This window comes from Paracoccus sp. NFXS7, assembly GCF_040148865.1.
Classification (GTDB): Bacteria; Pseudomonadota; Alphaproteobacteria; order Rhodobacterales; family Rhodobacteraceae; genus Paracoccus; species Paracoccus marcusii.
The window spans coordinates 125,931-143,690 of record NZ_JAKEKV010000006.1 but is presented as its reverse complement, the minus strand read 5'-3'; the positions used below and the strand labels follow the sequence as shown (position 1 = coordinate 143,690).

Annotated in this window: 15 protein-coding genes; 13 read left to right on the top strand and 2 right to left on the bottom strand. The window is 68.5% G+C overall.

Annotated elements, in window-relative coordinates:
• Window position 1: 1 nt before the first annotated feature.
• Window positions 2–2,782: an aconitate hydratase AcnA gene (gene acnA / locus LZ686_RS11725; RefSeq protein WP_349547908.1), complete on the bottom strand. Its 2,781-nt coding sequence runs from the start codon at window positions 2,780–2,782 to the stop codon at window positions 2–4.
• A gap of 234 nt (window positions 2,783–3,016) precedes the next feature.
• On the opposite strand from acnA, the gene LZ686_RS11720 reads away from it, so the two are divergent.
• Genes LZ686_RS11720 through LZ686_RS11710 form a run of 3 tightly spaced genes read left to right on the top strand, consistent with a single transcriptional unit; the run spans window position 3,017 to window position 5,571 of the window.
• Window positions 3,017–3,994 carry a DUF1223 domain-containing protein gene (locus LZ686_RS11720; protein ID WP_349547907.1) on the top strand — a complete coding sequence of 326 codons (978 nt, stop codon included), beginning with the start codon at window positions 3,017–3,019 and terminating at the stop codon, window positions 3,992–3,994.
• Window positions 3,995–4,039: 45 nt separating this feature from the next.
• Window positions 4,040–4,939 (top strand): EamA family transporter, encoded by a 900-nt coding sequence (locus LZ686_RS11715; protein WP_045981134.1) that lies wholly within the window; start codon window positions 4,040–4,042, stop codon window positions 4,937–4,939.
• Between the two features lie 26 nt (window positions 4,940–4,965).
• Window positions 4,966–5,571 (top strand): inner membrane-spanning protein YciB, encoded by a 606-nt coding sequence (locus tag LZ686_RS11710; protein ID WP_349547906.1) that lies wholly within the window; start codon window positions 4,966–4,968, stop codon window positions 5,569–5,571.
• Here LZ686_RS11710 and LZ686_RS11705 read toward each other — a convergent pair.
• Window positions 5,568–6,452 carry an alpha/beta fold hydrolase gene (locus LZ686_RS11705; RefSeq protein ID WP_349547905.1) on the bottom strand — a complete coding sequence of 295 codons (885 nt, stop codon included), beginning with the start codon at window positions 6,450–6,452 and terminating at the stop codon, window positions 5,568–5,570. The genes LZ686_RS11710 and LZ686_RS11705 overlap by 4 nt on opposite strands.
• Window positions 6,453–6,984: 532 nt before the next feature.
• On the opposite strand from LZ686_RS11705, the gene LZ686_RS11700 reads away from it, so the two are divergent.
• From LZ686_RS11700 to LZ686_RS11655, 10 genes are all read left to right on the top strand, one after another.
• Complete coding sequence (locus LZ686_RS11700; protein WP_349547904.1) at window positions 6,985–9,381, top strand: Rne/Rng family ribonuclease; 2,397 nt, start codon at window positions 6,985–6,987, stop codon at window positions 9,379–9,381.
• Window positions 9,382–9,495: 114 nt separating this feature from the next.
• Complete coding sequence (locus LZ686_RS11695) at window positions 9,496–10,239, top strand: cytochrome c biogenesis CcdA family protein (RefSeq protein ID WP_045981138.1); 744 nt, start codon at window positions 9,496–9,498, stop codon at window positions 10,237–10,239.
• A gap of 206 nt (window positions 10,240–10,445) precedes the next feature.
• Window positions 10,446–11,609: a putative lipid II flippase FtsW gene (gene ftsW, locus LZ686_RS11690; RefSeq protein WP_349547903.1), complete on the top strand. Its 1,164-nt coding sequence runs from the start codon at window positions 10,446–10,448 to the stop codon at window positions 11,607–11,609.
• Complete coding sequence (murG, locus tag LZ686_RS11685) at window positions 11,609–12,694, top strand: undecaprenyldiphospho-muramoylpentapeptide beta-N-acetylglucosaminyltransferase (protein WP_349547902.1); 1,086 nt, start codon at window positions 11,609–11,611, stop codon at window positions 12,692–12,694. Before ftsW ends, murG begins: the two co-directional genes overlap by 1 nt.
• The gene (murC, locus tag LZ686_RS11680) at window positions 12,691–14,112 is read left to right on the top strand and encodes a UDP-N-acetylmuramate--L-alanine ligase (protein WP_045999519.1); all 1,422 of its coding nucleotides are present in this window, start codon (window positions 12,691–12,693) and stop codon (window positions 14,110–14,112) included. Before murG ends, murC begins: the two co-directional genes overlap by 4 nt.
• On the top strand, window positions 14,109–14,411 hold the full coding sequence (locus LZ686_RS11675) for a DUF2484 family protein (protein WP_349547901.1): 303 nt from the start codon (window positions 14,109–14,111) through the stop codon (window positions 14,409–14,411). The genes murC and LZ686_RS11675 overlap by 4 nt, the downstream gene beginning before the upstream one ends.
• Window positions 14,408–14,755, top strand: coding sequence for a hypothetical protein (locus tag LZ686_RS11670; RefSeq protein WP_194885290.1), 348 nt, complete (start codon window positions 14,408–14,410; stop codon window positions 14,753–14,755). The genes LZ686_RS11675 and LZ686_RS11670 overlap by 4 nt, the downstream gene beginning before the upstream one ends.
• Before the next feature lie 45 nt (window positions 14,756–14,800).
• A complete protein-coding gene (gene murB / locus LZ686_RS11665; protein ID WP_349547900.1) occupies window positions 14,801–15,736 on the top strand; it encodes a UDP-N-acetylmuramate dehydrogenase in 936 nt (311 codons plus the stop codon).
• A 147-nt stretch (window positions 15,737–15,883) separates the two neighbouring features.
• A complete protein-coding gene (locus tag LZ686_RS11660; RefSeq protein WP_187427272.1) occupies window positions 15,884–16,819 on the top strand; it encodes a D-alanine--D-alanine ligase in 936 nt (311 codons plus the stop codon).
• Window positions 16,807–17,757, top strand: coding sequence for a cell division protein FtsQ/DivIB (locus LZ686_RS11655; RefSeq protein WP_349547899.1), 951 nt, complete (start codon window positions 16,807–16,809; stop codon window positions 17,755–17,757). The genes LZ686_RS11660 and LZ686_RS11655 overlap by 13 nt, the downstream gene beginning before the upstream one ends.
• Window positions 17,758–17,760 lie beyond the last annotated feature (3 nt).

The following is a 17,760-nucleotide window of genomic DNA, read 5'->3' as shown; positions in this document are numbered from 1 at the left end:
ATCAGGCGGCGGCGAGGTTGCGCAGCACATAGTGCAGCACACCACCGTTCTTCAGATAGTCGATCTCGACCTCGGTATCGACGCGGGCCTTCAACTGGATCGTCTTCTCGGTGCCGTGGGCGTACTTGATCGTGCAAGGCACCATCGACAGCGGCTTGAAGTCGCCGGCCAGCCCCTCGATCGTCACGACCTCGTCGCCGGTCAGGTTCAGCGAATGGCGGGTGTCGCCATTGGTGAACTCGAACGGGATGACGCCCATGCCGACCAGGTTCGACCGGTGGATCCGCTCGAAGGATTCCGCGACCACGGCCTTGACGCCCAGCAGGTTGGTGCCCTTGGCCGCCCAGTCACGCGACGAACCTGCGCCGTATTCCTTGCCGCCGAAGATCACCAACGGGGTGTCCTGTTCGACATAGGACATCGCGGCGTCATAGATTGCAGCCTGGTTGCCCGACGCGTCCTTGGAGTAGCCGCCCTCGACCCCGTCCAGCATCTCGTTGCGGATGCGGATGTTGGCGAAGGTGCCGCGCATCATGATCTCGTGGTTGCCGCGACGCGAGCCGTAGCTGTTGAAATCGCGCGGCGAGACCTGGCGCTCCGTCAGGTACTTGCCTGCCGGAGTGGTAGGCTTGAACGAACCTGCGGGGCTGATGTGGTCGGTCGTGATCATGTCGCCCAGCAGCGCCAGGACGCGGGCGCCCTTCACGTCGCTGATCGTGCCCGCATCCTTGGACATGCCCTGGAAATAGGGCGGGTTCTGGATGTAGGTCGACGAGGCCGGCCAGTCATAGGTCTCGCTGTCGGTGATCTCCACGCCCTGCCAGCGCTCGTCGCCCTTGAAGACGTCGGCGTATTTCGCCTGGAACATCTCGCGGGTGACGATGGTGTCGACCAGGTCCGCGACCTCCTTGGAGGTGGGCCAGATGTCCTTCAGGTAGACCGGCTTGCCGTCGGGCGTGTGCGCCAGCGGGTCCTTGGTCACGTCGATGTTCATGTCGCCCGCGATGGCATAGGCCACGACCAGCGGGGGGCTGGCCAGATAGTTCGCACGGACGTCCGGGCTGATGCGCCCTTCGAAGTTGCGGTTGCCCGACAGGACCGACACGGCGACCAGGTCGTTGTCGTTCACGGCCTTCGAGATCTCGGGCTGCAGCGGGCCCGAGTTGCCGATGCAGGTGGTGCAGCCGAAGCCCACCAGGTTGAAGCCCAGGGCGTCCAGGTCTTCCTGCAGGTTCGCAGCCTTGAGGTACTCCTCGACCACCTGCGAGCCGGGTGCCAGCGAGGTCTTGACCCAGGGCTTGCGGGTCAGGCCCAGGGCGCGCGCCTTGCGGGCGACCAGGCCCGCGGCCATCAGCACATAGGGGTTCGAGGTGTTGGTGCAGGAGGTGATCGAGGCGATCACGACCGAACCGTCACGCAGGGTATAGTCCTCGCCCTCGACGGCACCGCTGTTCAGGTGGCCGTGGCTGCCGCCGGGGATTTCCTCGGGTGCGGGATCGGGGGATCCGGCTTCCTCGGTCATCTCGGCCTTCTCCTCGGCCGGGACGGACAGTGCCGGGCGGATGCCGCGGATGTATTCGCCGAAGGCGGTCGCGGCCTCGGTCAGGGGAACGTGGTCCTGCGGGCGCTTGGGCCCCGAAATCGCCGGGACGACCGTGCTCTGGTCCAGCTCCAGCGTCGAGGAGTAGACGGGCGCATAATCCGCCGTGCGCCAGAATCCGTTCTCCTTGGCATAGGCCTCGACCAGGGCAATGCGGTCCTCCTCGCGACCGGTCTGGCGCAGATAGCGCAGCGTCTCGTCGTCGATCGGGAAGAAGCCGCAGGTGGCGCCGTATTCGGGGGCCATGTTGGCGATGGTCGCACGGTCGGCCAGCGGCATGTGGTCCAGCCCCTCGCCGTAGAACTCGACGAACTTGCCGACGACGCCGTGGGCGCGCAGCATCTGGGTGACCTTCAGCACCAGATCGGTGGCGGTGACGCCCTCGCGCAGCGCGCCGGTGACCTTGAAGCCCACGACCTCGGGGATCAGCATCGAGATCGGCTGGCCCAGCATCGCGGCCTCGGCCTCGATCCCGCCCACGCCCCAGCCCAGGACGGCCAGGCCGTTGACCATGGTGGTGTGGCTGTCGGTGCCGACCAGCGTGTCGGGATAGGCGACGGTCTTGCCGTTCTGGTCCGTGTCGGTCCAGACGGTCTGGGCCAGGTATTCCAGGTTCACCTGGTGGCAGATGCCGGTGCCGGGCGGGACCACGCGGAAGTTGTTGAACGCCTTCTGGCCCCATTTCAGGAACGTGTAACGCTCCATGTTGCGCTCGTATTCCAGTTCGACGTTGCGCTGGAAGGCGCGGGGGGTGCCGAATTCGTCGATCATGACCGAGTGGTCGATGACCAGGTCGACCGGGTTCAGCGGGTTGATCTGTTGCGGGTCGCCGCCAAGCGCCTTGATGCCGTCGCGCATCGCGGCCAGGTCGACCACCGCCGGAACGCCGGTGAAGTCCTGCATCAGCACGCGGGCCGGGCGATAGGCGATCTCGCGGCTGGACTTGCCGCCGTCGGTGGCCCATTGCGCGAATGCCTTGACGTCGTCGACGGACACGGTGCGGCCGTCATCCTCGAAGCGCAGCATGTTCTCCAGCACGACCTTCAGCGCGGCCGGCAGTTTCGAAAAGTCGCCAAGCCCCGCCTCGGTGGCGGCGGCGATCGAGTAATAGTCGACGCTCTGCGCGCCCGCGCTCAGCGTGCGGCGCGTCTTGGCGGTGTCGGTTCCGGTCTGGATGGGCATCAAGGCCTCCCTGTCTGCAAGAATGGATGGGTCCGGCGTGTGCCTTGCTTTGCCCCATCGGGGGGCATCGCGCAAGGGTTGCGTCGTGAATTGTATGCGATTGCATACCATCTTTCGCGCTGTTGCTCAAGAGGCACGCATCGGTCCGTCGCACGCGCTGACGAAGCCTTGATTTGGTGTTTCACCGCGCCACCCGTTAACACGCTGGATGTGAAACATGACGGGAAACATCTTATGGCCCTGTGGCCCCGATCTGCGTTGCGGCCCTGCCGCGGGATGGGCGGGACCATGATGCTGGTGGCGATGCTGGCCGCGGCGCCGGTGCTGGCGCAGGATGGCGGCCATGCCGACATCACGCAGCGCAGCGCGCCAAGCCCCGCGCCCAGCCAGATGAACCGCCCGGAGGCGCCGCTGATCCTGGCGCCCGACGATCCGGGCCGGCAGAGCCCCTCGACGATGTCGCTGACGGAATCGGGCGGCGTGAACGGTTTCGTCCCTGCCGAGGCCGCGCCGCCGGTGACGGCGGACCTGCCCTCGGCCAACCTGCCGGTCGTGGTCGAGCTGTTCACCTCTCAGGGCTGTTCGTCCTGTCCCCCGGCCGATGCGATGCTGACCATGCTGGCGGGACAGCACGACGTGCTGCCACTGTCCTTCCATGTCGACTACTGGGACTATCTGGGCTGGGCCGACAGCTTTGCCCGGCCCGAATTCACCGAACGCCAAAGCGCCTATGCCCATGCGGTGGGCGAACGGTCCGTCTATACGCCGCAGATGATCGTGGACGGACAGGACACCGCGGTCGCGCCGGGGCCCGCGCAGCTGATGGGCCTGATCGACGCCCACCGCTTTGCCCCCGCCGAGGTCACCATCCAGCGAGAGCGCACCGATGCCGGAGAGACGATCGAGCTGCAGCCCCTGTCCGATCTGGGCGGCAAGGTCGACGTGCTGCTGGTTCGCTATGCCCCCGAACGCCCCGTCGACATGACCGCCGGAGAGAACCGCGGCAAGACCGTCATCTATACCAATGTCGTCCTGGGGATGCAGCATCTGACCCGGTGGAACGGGCTGCAGCCATTGCGCCTGACGGTGCGCGCGGACCTGGTCGGCGATGCGTCCTTTCCCGACGACACGCGCTACGCCCTGCTCGTCCAGCAGATGATGGGCAAGCGTGCCCTGCCGGGACCGATCGTGGCGGCCATCCGGCTGGACTGACCCGTCGCGTCTTGCACATCCTGCAAATCGGGGCCATCAGGCGGGATGGGCGATTTCATCATCCAGATCGCCGGGACCGAACAGGGTGCGCGGCTTGCGTCGATCCTGGCGATCACGGCAGCCTTCCTGCACGCGGTCTTCGGCGCGCTGCAGAAGGGGCGGCACGATCCCTGGATCAGCCGCGCCGCGATCGACCTGTCCTATCTGGTGCTGGCCTTGCCGGTCGCGCTGTTCCTGGTGCCGTGGCCCGATCCGCATCTGTGGCCGGTGCTGGCGGGCGCGATGGGCATACACATTGCCTACAAGATCGCGCAGGCCAAGACCTATCAGCGGGGGGCCTTCACGGTCGTCTATCCCGTGGTGCGCGGGTCCGCGCCGCTGGTCGTGGTGCTGGTCGCGATGATCGTCTTTGACGAACGCTTCAACGCGGTGCAGTGGGTGGGGCTGGGCCTGCTGGTCGGCGGCATCTTCGGGCTGGCGCTGAACAGCCTGCGCAAGCTGAAGGTCGGTCGCGACACGCTGGTCCCGGCGCTGGCCTGGGCGCTGATCACCGGCGTGACGGTCGCGGCCTATACGACCTATGACGCCTGGGGCATCCGGCTGGCGGCGAACCCGTTCACGTTTCTGGCATGGTTCTTCGTGCTGGACGGCCTGTTCATGCCGCTGCTGAGCTGGCGCCGGCTGGCCGCCCTGCCGCGCGCCGAGGTCGCGCCCCTGGCTGCGCGCGGCATGATCGGCGCCGTGGTGGCATTCGCCAGCTTCGGGTCGGTGATGCTGGCCACGCGCATCGACGACGTGGGTCGCGCCGCCGTGCTGAGAGAGACCTCGACCGTGTTCGCCGCCCTTGTGGGCTGGGTCATCCTGGGCGAAAAGGTGGGGCCGCGGCGCGTCGCGCTGATGGCGCTGATCGCGCTTGGCGCGGTCATCGTGGAATTCGCCGCCTGACGGGCGGCCACAGGAAGGCAGTCGGGATGGAAAACACGAAACCCTGGGTCAAGCCGGCGCTGGAGTTCGGCCCCCTGATCCTGTTCTTTGCGGTGTTCATGCTGTATCGCAACGACACCGTGACCATCGCGGGGGAAAGCTATGGCGGGTTCATCCTGGCCACGCTGGCCTTCATTCCCGCGCTGATGCTGACGACCGCGGTCCAGTGGCGCATCACCGGCAAGCTGGCGCCGATGCAGGTAGCCACGCTGGTGCTGGTCATCGTCTTTGGCGGGCTGTCGGTCTGGCTGAACGATCCGCGCTTCTTCAAGCTGAAGCCCACGATCATCTATCTGCTGTTCGCGGCCATCCTGGGCGTCGGGCTGATGCTGCGCCGCAACTGGCTGGGCGCCGTCCTGTCCGAGGCGCTGCCGATGGACGCGGAAGGCTGGCGCAAGCTGACGCTGCGCATGGCGCTGTTCTTCGTGGCGCTGGCCATCGCGAACGAACTGGTCTGGCGCAACCTGTCGGACAGCACCTGGGTCTGGTTCAAGACCTTCGGCCTGCCGGTTCTGCTGTTCGCGTTCCTGCTGGGCAATGCGAAACTGTATCGCGATCACGCCTTGCCCGCCAAGGACGACGCCCAGCCCTAGGCCCGCATTCCGCCCAGGGACACCGGCCCCGCCCGCAGCCGCGACCAGCGCGGCTGTGGCCGCAGCGGCAGGTGATGGCGCAGCAGGCCCAAGGGCAGGGCCCAGGGGTGGCACAGCGCCGCACGGTAGAAGGCGAACAGTCCCTGGCGCCGATAGGGCGTCCAATGCGACATCAGCCGGGCTCCGCGGGCGGTGGGAAAGCCCAAGGTCTCCAGCGCCTCGAGGGTGGCGGCATCGTCGATCTGCAGGTCGACCCAGTTGGCGCGGGCCTGCGCCAGTCCTGCGCCAAGCGCCCGCCTGCGCCCGCGTGACAGCAGTTGTTCCAGCGCGAAATCGAACAGGTCGTTTTCGCGGGCGGTGACGTTCAGCACCTCGGCCATGCGGCCCGCCGGACTGTCCAGCGCCGATTGGGCGGCCTCCTGGAATTCGGCGGCGTTCAGCAGGACGATCCGGCCGATGCTGCCGGGCGCGGCATGGGCCAGCGCCTGCAGCGCCACGCGGCCGCCAAGCGAATGCCCGATCAGCCCGACGGGCCGCCCCGCAAGCGTCGCCAGATCGTTGATCATTGCGCCCAGGCCCGCCCCGGCCCCGGCGGCGCGGTCATAGGCGTGGCGCAGTCTGCCCCGCGCCTCCCATCCGCAAGCCAGGGCCAGGCCTTCGGACGGATCGCCCTGAAAGCCCAGCTGCTGCGGCCACGAGATGCCGCCGGGACCGGCCTGGGGCGACAGGATGTGGCGATGCGGGTCATGCGCCGGATGGGCCGGGGAATAGCGATAGCCGTGCAGCATCACCAGGACCGGCGCCCCCGCGGGCAGGCGGCGCGCGGCGTCCCGCAGGGCAGGGGGCACAGGCTGGTCGGCATCCATCCGCATCACGGGCATCGCGGCCTCCGTTCCCGGTCGATCCCGGACTAGGGACAGGCTGCGACGGGCGCGTGAAAAATCTGTTAATGCTGCGTGACGTTGCGCGGCTGCCGCAAATTCGCCCATGCCGGGCCCGGATCGTTTTCGGCATTGAATTTTGATGGGTTCCACCGCTATGTTGGCCCCATGCGCAGGGCTGCCCGCAACCGGGGGTTGCCACGCGCCGAAAGTTTCGCAGCGCGGCACCTCTGATCCCGATACCGGGCAGCCATGTGTCCCGCGGAAAACCAAGCCTCCGTCGCGCCACCGCATTGCGGGGCGGCGCAGGAGGTCAGATGAACAGCGGCCCCGCCTTGCGGCATCGGGCCATCCTAGGGAACAGACGCGATGACGCGCGCTTTGGACGGCAGACTTCGGGACGGGCGGGCAGGATGCCCCGTCCGACCGGACGTCTTCGACGGTGACGCGCCCGTGTCCTCATCACACCGCAGACCGAACCGGGGGATGCCGATGGCGCCACCCGGTCTTCGGCTGCGCGAAAGACATAACAATGGCAATGAAAATGCTGATCGACGCCACCCATGCCGAGGAAACTCGGGTGGTCGTGGTCGATGGAACCAAAGTCGAGGAATTTGATTTCGAGACGGCCAACCGGCGCCAGATCGCCGGGAACATCTACCTGGCCAAGATCACGCGGGTCGAGCCCTCGCTGCAGGCGGCCTTCGTGGATTACGGCGGGAACCGCCACGGCTTCCTGGCCTTCGCGGAAATCCATCCGGACTATTACCAGATCCCCGCGGCCGACCGCGAGGCGCTGAAGGCCGAGGAACGCGCCGATGCCGAGGCCCAGGAGGCCGAGGAGGAGCGTGGCCGTTCGCGCCGCAAGCCCCGCGCCGAGGCGGTCGATGCCTCGGACGAAACGACGACCGACGACGCGGGCCAAGACGCGACCGACAAGGACGACGAGATCGAATCGGTCGCCGACGAGGACGTGACCGAGGAGGTCCGCGCACCCCGAAAGCCGCGTGCGCGCCGCTACAAGATCCAAGAGGTCGTCAAGGTCCGCCAGATCATGCTGGTGCAGGTCGTCAAGGAGGAGCGTGGCAACAAGGGTGCCGCGCTGACCACCTATCTGTCGCTGCCCGGCCGCTACTGCGTCCTGATGCCCAACACCGCGCGCGGCGGTGGCATCAGCCGCAAGATCACCAATGCCGCGGATCGCAAGAAACTTAAGGACATCGCGGGCGAACTTGATGTGCCCAAGGGCGCCGGTCTGATCATCCGCACCGCGGGCAGCGAGCGCACCCGGATGGAGATCCGCCGCGATTACGAGTACCTGCTGCGCCTGTGGGAGCAGATCCGCGACCTGACCTTCAAGTCGATCGCACCGGCCGCCATCTATGAGGAAGGCGACCTGATCAAGCGCAACATCCGCGACCTGTACTCCAAGGACATCGACGAGGTGCTGGTCGAGGGTGAGCGCGGCTATCAGCAGGCGCGCGACTTCATGCAGATGATCATGCCGACGCATGCCGACAGCGTGAAGCACTACCAGGACCAGATGCCGCTGTTCGCGCGCTTCCAGGTCGAAAGCTATCTGGCGGGCATGTTCAACCCGGTCGTGCAGCTGAAATCGGGCGGCTACATCGTCATCGGCATCACCGAGGCGCTGGTCGCGATCGACGTGAACTCGGGCCGGGCCACCAAGGAGGGCTCGATCGAGGAGACCGCGCTCAAGACCAACCTTGAGGCCGCCGACGAGGTCGCCCGCCAGCTGCGCCTGCGCGACCTGGCCGGGCTGATCGTCATCGACTTCATCGACATGGACGAGCGTCGCAACAACGCCGCCGTGGAGAAGCGCATCAAGGACAAGCTGAAGTCCGACCGCGCCCGCATCCAGATCGGCCGCATCTCGGGGTTCGGCCTGATGGAGATGTCGCGCCAGCGCCTGCGCCCCGGCATGCTGGAATCGACCACGCAGCCTTGTGCCCATTGCCACGGCACCGGCCTGATCCGCAGCGATGACAGCCTGGCGCTGACCATCCTGCGCGCGATCGAGGACGAGGGCACCCGCAAGCGTTCTCGCGAGGTTCTGGTCAAGGCGCCCGTCGCCGTCGCCAACTTCCTGATGAACGCCAAGCGCGAGCATGTCGCGGGCATCGAGGCGCGTTACGGCCTGTCCGTGCGCGTCGAGGCGGACCCGGCACTGGTGTCCCCGGACTTCGCGATCGAGAAGTTCAAGACCGCGACCCGCGTGCTGCCCGAGCCCAGCCACGTTCCCCTGGGCGTCAATGCCGACCTGATGGCCAGCATCGACGAGGAGGAGGACCTGGACGTCGCCGAGCCGCAGGAGGAGCCGGTGGCCGAGGTCGTCGAGGCGTCCGAACCCGCCGCCGAGCCGCGCGCCGAGCGTCCCGCCGATGCGGATGCCGATGGCGAGGGTCGGTCGCGTCGCCGCCGTCGTCGTCGTCGCCGGAAATCCGGCGAGCGTCCCGAGGGCGAGGATCTGCGCGCCGATGATGATCAGGACGACGATGGCGAGGACCAGTCCGACGAGGACGTGGCAGCCCCCGCCGCCGCCGAACCGGTTGCCGCTGCTGCCGATGATCAGCCCGAGGCCGATACGCCCCAGGCCGAGGAGGAGGCTCCTGCCGGTCGCACCCGGACGCGTTCGCGCGGCCGGTCGCGGTCCAGAAAGCCGGTCGATGCGCAGCCCCTGGCCGAGGTCGTTGATCTGCAGGACAGCCAGGATGCCCGCGCCGATGCGCTGCCCGGCATGAACGCCGCCCCCGTCGCCGCCGAAGCGGTAGCCGAGGCGCTGGTCGAGACTGCCGCGGCCCCGGTCGATGCGGCACCCACGGAGCCCGAACCGCAGGTCGAGGCCCAGCCCGAACCCGTCGCCGAGGCCGCGCCCTCCAAGCGGCGCGGATGGTGGTCGGGCCGGTAAGGTTCGCTGAACCAGGGGCGCGGTGGCAACACCGCGCCCCTTTTGCCATCCGGCCCACGCATCCGTGACGCCATGGCCCCTGTCCTTTGCATCCCCACCCGCTAAGGTGTCGCGATGTTGGGAATCGAACTCGCCACCGCCGCCTTCCTGCCTGCCGCCTTCGTGGCGTTGCTGGCGGGTGTCCTGTCCTTCCTGTCGCCCTGCGTGCTGCCGATCGTGCCGCCCTATCTAGCCTACATGACCGGGGTGGGGGTGAACGGGCTGAAGACGCGCGAACGCAGCGCCGTCGTGCCCGCGCTGTTCTTCGTGCTGGGCCTGTCGACGGTCTTTCTGGTGATGGGCTTTGCCGCGTCGGCCTTCGGGCGCGCCTTCCTGCAGTATCAGGACATCCTGGCCCGCGTCGCCGGTGTCATGGTGGTGGTGATGGGCCTGCATTTCCTGCACGTCATCCGCATCCCCCTTCTGGACCACGAGGCCCGGCTGCAATCGGGCCAGCAAGGCGGCGGCGCGTTGGGCGCCTATGTGCTGGGGCTGGCCTTCGCCTTTGGCTGGACGCCCTGCATCGGCCCGCAACTGGGCATGATCCTGTCGCTGGCGGCCACCGGGGGCGAACTGTCCCGCGGAACCGCACTCCTGGCGGTCTATGCCCTTGGGCTGGGGATCCCGTTCCTGCTGGCCGCAATCTTCATCAACCGGGCCATCGGCCTGATGAACCGCGTCAAGCCGTACCTCAAGACCATCGAACGCGTCATGGGCGCGCTTCTGGTCGTCGTGGGTGTCATGCTGCTGACCGGTGCCTTTTCTGCCTTCAGCTTCTGGCTGCTGGAGACGTTCCCCGCCCTGGCCACCCTGGGCTGAACCGCACGGCCGGCGCAGCCGGCACGGGGCCGGGCGGCAGCGCGCCGGAGGCCGCTTGCGGGCTCCGGCCCCGTCGCGCGATCACGTTGCGGCGCGAGCCCCGCCCCGCGGACAATCTCTGGTAGCGCGCCTGCGACAATCGCGCTATCCTTGTGCCCAGATCCGGGCAAACCGGACAGGACAGAGGCAGTGACGGCGGTATTCCCATGACCGAGATGGTCTTCGGCACGACGCCCGTTCGGGCGGGCGACCCGATTCTTCCACGCTGGTGGCGAACCCTGGACAAATGGTCGTTGACCTGCGTCCTTGGCCTGTTCGCCATCGGTCTTCTGCTGGGGCTGGCCGCATCGGTGCCCCTGGCAGAAAAGAACAACCTGCCGCGGTTCTACTATGTCCAGCGGCAGATGGTGTTCGGGGGAATGGGCCTGTTCGTGATGCTGGTCATCTCGATGCTGACCCCCCGCCAGATCCGCCGCATCGGCGTTCTGGGCTTTGCCGTGTCCTTCCTGCTGATCCTGGCCCTGCCGATCATCGGCACCGACTTCGGAAAGGGCGCGACGCGGTGGCTGTCGCTCGGCTTCGTGTCGGTGCAGCCGTCGGAATTCCTCAAGCCGGGCTTCGTGGCGCTTTGCGCTTGGTTCATGGCCTCGGCGCAGGAACCGGGCGGCCCTCCGGGGCGGATCTATTCCTTTGGCGCCGCGCTGACGATCGTCATCCTGCTGGCCCTGCAGCCCGACTTCGGCCAGGCCTCGCTGGTGCTGTTCTCGTGGCTGGTGATGTATTTCGTCGCCGGGTCGCCGGTCATCCTGATCGTCTGCGTCGCGGGACTGGCCGGGATGGGCGGTCTGTTCGCCTATAACGCGTCCGAACACTTTGCCCGCCGGATCAACAGCTTCCTGTCATCGGAAATCGATGCGAACACCCAGATCTACTTTGCCACGAATGCCATCCAGGAAGGCCGCTTCTTCGGCGTCGGCGTGGGCGAGGGGACGGTGAAATGGTCGCTCCCCGATGCGCATACCGACTTCATCATCGCCGTCGCGGCCGAGGAATACGGCTTCATCATGGTCCTGGCGATCATCCTCCTCTACATGACCATCGTCATGCGCTCGCTGCTGCGGCTGGTGCGGGAACGCGATCCGTTCGCCCGCATCGCCGGCACGGGCCTGGCCTGCGCCTTCGGCGTGCAGGCGCTGATCAACATGGGCGTCGCGGTGCGCCTGCTGCCCGCCAAGGGCATGACGCTGCCCTTCGTCAGCTATGGCGGCTCGTCCATGATCGCGTCCGGCATCGCGCTTGGCATGCTGCTGGCGCTGACCCGCACCCGTCCGCAGGGCGAGTTCGCCGAAATCCTGCGCCGGTCCCGCTGATGGCCGCCCCCCTTGCCCTGATCGCCGCCGGAGGCACCGGCGGCCACATGTTTCCGGCCCAGGCCCTGGCCGAGCTGCTGCTGGCGCAGGGCTGGCGCGTCAAGCTGTCCACCGATGACCGCGGTGCGCGCTATGCCGGCGGCTTCCCCGAGGCGGTCGAGCGCCAGGTGGTGAAATCCGCGACCACCGCGCGCGGCGGGCTGTCGGGCAAGCTGGCGGCACCGTTCAAGATCGCCGCCGGGGTGCTGGCCGCCCGCCGGGCCTTCCGGCGCGACCGCCCGTCGGTCGTGATCGGGTTCGGCGGCTATCCGACCATTCCGGCGCTGTCGGCGGCGCATCTGATGGGCCTGCCGCGGATGATCCACGAACAGAACGGCGTCATGGGTCGGGTGAACCGGATGTTCGCGGCGCGCGTGCACCGCGTGGCCTGCGGCACCTGGCCCACGATCCTGCCGCAGGGCATTTCGGGTCAGCACGTCGGCAACCCGGTCCGCGGCGCGGTCCTGGACCGGGCCGCCAGCCCCTATGTCGCGCCGGGCGAGGGGACGCTGAACCTGCTCGTCATCGGCGGCAGCCAGGGGGCGCGCGTCCTGTCGCAGGTCGTGCCAGCGGCCATCGCCGCCCTGCCTGCGGACCTGCGCGCCCGTCTGCAGGTCAGCCACCAGGCCCGCCCCGAGGATGCCGATCAGGTCACGGCTGCCTATGCCGCAGCCGGCATCGCGGCCGAGGTTCAGCCCTTCTTCACCGACGTGCCGGACCGCATCGCGGCCGCGCATCTGGTGATCAGCCGGTCGGGCGCATCGTCGCTGGCCGACATCACCGTGATCGGCCGCCCGGCGATCCTGATCCCCTTTGCCGCCGCCACCGGCGATCACCAGACCGCGAATGCGCAGGCGCTGGCCGATGCGGGCGCGGCGCATGTCCATCCCGAATCCGTGCTTGACGCGGACAGCCTCACGCGCGACATCCGCGCGATCCTGACGGACCCCGCCCAGGCCACGGCCATGGCGCAGGCGGCCCTGACCCTGGCGCGCCCCGACGCGGCGCGCCGCCTGTACGACCTCGTCGAGGAGATCACGCGATGAACGCAGCGACAAAACTGCCCGGAGAGCTGGGCCCCATCCATTTCGTGGGCATCGGCGGCATCGGCATGTCGGGCATCGCCGAGGTGCTGCTGACCCTGGGCTATCGCGTCCAGGGCAGCGATTCCAAGAAATCCAAGATCACCGACCGGCTGGAGACCCTGGGCGCCACCGTCTTCGAGGGCCAGCGCGCCGAGAACGTCGCGGGCGCAGGCGTCATCGTCATCTCGACCGCGATCAAGAAGGGCAACCCCGAGCTGGAGGAGGCGCGCCTGCGCGGCCTGCCAATCGTGCGCCGGGCCGAGATGCTGGCCGAACTGATGCGGCTGAAATCGAACATCGCCATCGCCGGCACGCATGGCAAGACGACGACCACCACGATGGTCGCGACCCTGCTGGATGCGGGCGGGCTGGACCCCACGGTCATCAACGGCGGCGTGATCCACGCCTATGGCTCGAACGCGCGGGCCGGTGCGGGCGAGTGGATGGTGGTCGAGGCCGACGAATCCGACGGCAGCTTCAACCGCCTTCCCGCCGACATCGCGATCGTAACCAATATCGACCCCGAGCACATGGAGCATTGGGGCAGCTTCGATGCGCTGCGCCAGGCCTTCACCAACTTCGCGTCGTCGGTGCCGTTCTACGGCCTGGCCGTCTGCTGCACCGACCATCCCGAGGTGCAGGCGCTGGTGGGTCGGTTGACCGATCGCCGCGTGGTGACCTTCGGCTTCAACGCGCAGGCCGACGTGCGGGCGATGAACCTGACCTATGACAAGGGCATCGCGCATTTCGACATCGCGCTGCAGGGCGAGGCGACCGACGGTCCGATCCCGATGATCGAGGGCTGCACCCTGCCCATGCCGGGCGACCACAACGTCTCGAACTGCCTGGCGGCCGTGGCCGTCGCACGCCACCTGGGCATCAAGAAATCCGAGATCCGCACCGCGCTGGCGAAATTCGGCGGGGTCGGCCGCCGCTTTACCCGCGTCGGAGAGATCAATGGCGTGACCATCATCGACGATTACGGCCACCACCCGGTGGAGATCGCCGCCGTCCTCAAGGCCGCGCGCCAGGCCAGCACCGGCCGCGTGATCGCGGTCCACCAGCCGCACCGCTATTCGCGCCTGTCGAACCTGTTCGAGGATTTCTGCACCTGCTTCAACGAGGCCGACGTGGTCGCCATCGCCGACGTCTACTCCGCCGGAGAGGAGCCCATTCCCGGCGCTTCGCGCGACGACCTGGTGGCGGGGCTGATCGCCCACGGCCACCGCCACGCCCGCGCCATCCTGTCCGAGGACGACCTGGAGCGACTGGTCCGCGAACAGGCGCGGCCCGGTGACATGGTGGTCTGCCTGGGGGCTGGCACGATCTCGACCTGGGCCAACGGGCTGCCCGCGCGGTTGCAGGGCCAAGCCGCGTGACGGCCACGCCCGATCTTGCGATCCTGCCGCTGCTGGCGCTGGTGGGGGCGGCGGTCTGGCTGGCGCTGGCCTGCCTGACCCCGCGCCTGAACCGCCGCTGGCAGCGACGCGCCAGTTGGGTCCTGGTACTGGCAGGCGTCCCGGTTCTGGGCTGGCTGACGCTGGAATGGGGACCGGGCCTGGGCGTTCTGGGCTTTGGACTGGGTCTGCTGATGCTGCTGGGCCGTCCGACAGCGCGGCGCCGCGCGGCGCGGCTGCCCACGCCCGCCCCGATGAACACCGCCGAAGGACAGCGATGAATCCCTGGATCATCGCGGGCCTGTGCCTGTCGGGCGCGGGCGTCATCGCCTGGGGCAGCGCGCGGCTGCAGCTGCGCTGGCCGCTTCTGGTCCTGGCGGCACTGCTGGCGGCCATCGCGCTGCAGCTGTTTCGGGCAGCGCAGGGGCAGGGGGGCTTTCACGACCTGGCGGCCGTCGTCGCGCAAAGCTTTACCGTCCTGCCCGCACTGCTGGGCATGGTGACCGGGCTGGCACTGGCGCGGATCCGCGGCCACCGCCTGGCATGGCGCAGCCCCCAGATCGTCCTGGCGCTGGCGTCGATGCTGGTCGCGGGTCTGGCCGCCGCGGCGACGCTGGTTCTCTAGTCCCGCGGTTGACGGGCGGGGCGCCGCTGGCTACCACCCAAGGCCATGAGCATCGACCTTCCCACCCCCCGCGGCAGCCTGATCCCTGACAGAGCCCTTGACGGCCTGACCTGGCTGCGCGTCGGCGGCCCCGCCGACTGGCTGTTCCAGCCCGCGGACGAGGATGACCTGGCCGATTTCATGGCCGCGCTGGACCCCGGTGTCCCGGTCTTTCCGATGGGCGTGGGCAGCAATCTGATCGTGCGCGACGGCGGCATCCGCGGCGTGGTCATCCGCCTTGGCCGTGCCTTCAACAGCGTCGAGATCGACGGCGACACCGTCACTGCGGGCGCCGCAGCGCTGGACGCACAGGTCGCGCGGCGGGCGGCGGAGGCGGGGCTGGACCTGACCTTTCTGCGCACCATTCCGGGCAGCATCGGCGGGGCCGTCCGCATGAACGCAGGCTGCTATGGCAGCTATCTGGCCGACCACCTGATCGACGCGCAGGCCGTCACGCGCCAGGGCGTGCGCGTCACGCTGACGCCTGCCGATCTGCGCTTCGGCTATCGCGAGACGCATCTGCCTGCCGATTGGGTGATCACCAGCGCGCGGCTGCGCGCGGCGCCGGGCGATCCGGACCGCCTGCACGCCAAGATGGCCGATCAGCTGGCGCGCCGCGACGAAAGCCAGCCCACCCGCGAACGCAGCGCAGGATCGACCTTCCGCAACCCCGCGGGGTTCAGTTCGACGGGCCAAGCGGATGATGTGCACGATCTGAAGGCATGGTCGCTGATCGACCGGGCGGGCCTTCGCGGGCACAGCTGGGGCGGGGCACAGATGTCGGAAAAGCACCCGAATTTCCTGCTGAACACCGGCGGCGCCACCGCAGCCGAGCTGGAGGCCCTGGGCGAACTGGTCCGACGGCGTGTGCTGGAGGAGAGCGGCCACGACCTGCAATGGGAGGTCATCCGCATCGGCGACCCCGGTCCCGACACGGACTGACGCCCGCTGCGCAACATTCTGCGCAGACAGCCGAAATTGAGCTTTTGCGGTTCGCGCTTTGCTTGTAACCTGATGCGACATGACGCCTCCGTTCAAGGGGGCGCGGACCAGATCAAGCCCGGATCAACCGGGCACGAAAGGCGAAAAGTGGCGGGCAGGTCGAGCAGGACAGCCCACTCGGTCGCTGTTCTGATGGGCGGACCCTCGGCTGAACGCCAGGTGTCGTTGTCGTCGGGGCGCGAATGCGCAGATGCGCTGCGGGTGGCGGGATATCAGGTAACCGAGATCGATCTTGGCACCGCGCGCGGGGACGAGATCGTCCGGCGTCTGGCCGATGCCGCACCCGACGTCGTCTTCAACGCCCTGCATGGCCGGTGGGGAGAGGATGGCTGCGTCCAGGGCCTGCTGGACTGGCTGGACCTGCCTTATACCCATTCGGGCGTGCTGGCCTCGGCGCTGGCGATGGACAAGACGCGCGCCAAGCAGGCGTTCCGCGCCGCCGGCCTGCCCGTGGTCGAGAGCGTCATCGCCGATGCCGCCGAGGTGCGCCTGCGCCATGTCATTCCGCCCCCCTATGTGGTCAAGCCCAATGACGAGGGATCGTCCGTCGGCGTCTATATCGTCCATGACGGCGCCAACCAGCCGCCCGCGCTGTCCGCCGACATGCCCGAGCGCTTGATGGTCGAGACCTATGCCCCCGGGCGAGAGCTGACGACCACGGTCATGGGCGACCGAGCGCTGGACGTGACCGAGATCCTGACCAGCGGCTGGTACGATTACGCCGCGAAATACACCGTCGGCGGGTCGCGCCACGTGATCCCCGCGGACATTCCCGACGACATCCGCGCCGCCTGCCTGGAGATGGCCGTGCGCGCGCACAAGGCGCTTGGCTGCACCGGCCTGACGCGCACCGATTTCCGGTGGGACGAGACGCGCGGCGTGGACGGGCTGATCATCCTGGAGCTGAACACCCAGCCCGGCATGACGCCGACCAGCCTTGCCCCCGAACAGGCGGCCCATGCCGGCATCGACTTTCCCGCGCTGATGCGCTGGATGGTGGAGGACGCGCTGTGCCGGTCGTGATCGATCACCGTCCCGGAAAGCAGATCACCCCGCCCGCCGCGCGGCAGCGCCGCGACCCCGCGCCGTCGCGCCTGAAGTACCGCCTGGAGCGGATGTGGCTGACGCCGCTGTACCGCCGGGTGCTGCGCGTGGGCCTTCCGGCCTTTGCCATCGCGATGGTCGGGGGGCTGTGGCTGGCCGACGAGGACCGTCGCGCCGCGCTGAACGACACCGTCGCCAGCGTGGTGACCAAGGTCCAGAGCCGCGACGAATTCCAGGTCCGCATCATGACGATCGAGGGGGCGACCCCGGTGGTGGACCGCGCCCTGCGCGCGATGCTGCCGGTGGATCTGCCGGCCTCCAGCTTCGACATCGATCTGGCGGCGCTGCGCCTGCAGGTGCTGCAGCTGGACGCGGTCGAATCCATCGACCTGCGCATCAAGCCGGGCGGCATCCTGTCGGCGGTGGTCAAGGAACGCGAGCCCGCGATCCTGTGGCGCCACGCGCGCGGCATCGACATGCTGGACGCCGGCGGTCATCGCGTGGCCAGCCTGACCTCGCGCGAGGTGCGCGCCGACCTGCCGCTGATCACCGGAGAGGGGGCGGACCTGGCCACGACCGAGGCGCTGGCCCTGTTCGACGCCGCGGGTCCGATCCTGCCCCGCGTGCGTGGCCTTGTGCGGCGCGGCGAACGGCGGTGGGACCTGGTGCTGGATCACGGCCAGCGCATCCTGCTGCCCGAGACCGGCGCGGTGATCGCGCTGGAGGCCGCGATCGCGATGGACCGGTCCGAGGACATGCTGGGCCGCGACATCACCATCGTCGATCTGCGCGACCCGACGCGGCCCGTCCTGCGGTTGGGGATCGACGCGCGCAACACGATACGCACCGCACGCGGCCTGCCGCTGCTGGGACCCGATGGCAGCGTGCTGCCCGATGACAAGAAGACGGAGGGCTGAGGA

Excerpts from the sequence above, each read along its gene's own strand:
- acnA (WP_349547908.1), bottom strand. The coding sequence starts at position 2,782 with ATGCCCATCCAGACCGGAACCGACACCGCCAAGACGCGCCGCACGCTG.
- LZ686_RS11705 (WP_349547905.1), bottom strand. The coding sequence starts at position 6,452 with ATGCCCGTGATGCGGATGGATGCCGACCAGCCTGTGCCCCCTGCCCTG.
- LZ686_RS11715 (WP_045981134.1), top strand. The coding sequence starts at position 4,040 with ATGGGCGATTTCATCATCCAGATCGCCGGGACCGAACAGGGTGCGCGG.
- murG (WP_349547902.1), top strand. The coding sequence starts at position 11,609 with ATGGCCGCCCCCCTTGCCCTGATCGCCGCCGGAGGCACCGGCGGCCAC.
- LZ686_RS11710 (WP_349547906.1), top strand. The coding sequence starts at position 4,966 with ATGGAAAACACGAAACCCTGGGTCAAGCCGGCGCTGGAGTTCGGCCCC.
- LZ686_RS11695 (WP_045981138.1), top strand. The coding sequence starts at position 9,496 with ATGTTGGGAATCGAACTCGCCACCGCCGCCTTCCTGCCTGCCGCCTTC.
- LZ686_RS11700 (WP_349547904.1), top strand. The coding sequence starts at position 6,985 with ATGGCAATGAAAATGCTGATCGACGCCACCCATGCCGAGGAAACTCGG.
- LZ686_RS11720 (WP_349547907.1), top strand. The coding sequence starts at position 3,017 with ATGGCCCTGTGGCCCCGATCTGCGTTGCGGCCCTGCCGCGGGATGGGC.
- murB (WP_349547900.1), top strand. The coding sequence starts at position 14,801 with ATGAGCATCGACCTTCCCACCCCCCGCGGCAGCCTGATCCCTGACAGA.
- LZ686_RS11670 (WP_194885290.1), top strand. The coding sequence starts at position 14,408 with ATGAATCCCTGGATCATCGCGGGCCTGTGCCTGTCGGGCGCGGGCGTC.
- ftsW (WP_349547903.1), top strand. The coding sequence starts at position 10,446 with ATGACCGAGATGGTCTTCGGCACGACGCCCGTTCGGGCGGGCGACCCG.
- murC (WP_045999519.1), top strand. The coding sequence starts at position 12,691 with ATGAACGCAGCGACAAAACTGCCCGGAGAGCTGGGCCCCATCCATTTC.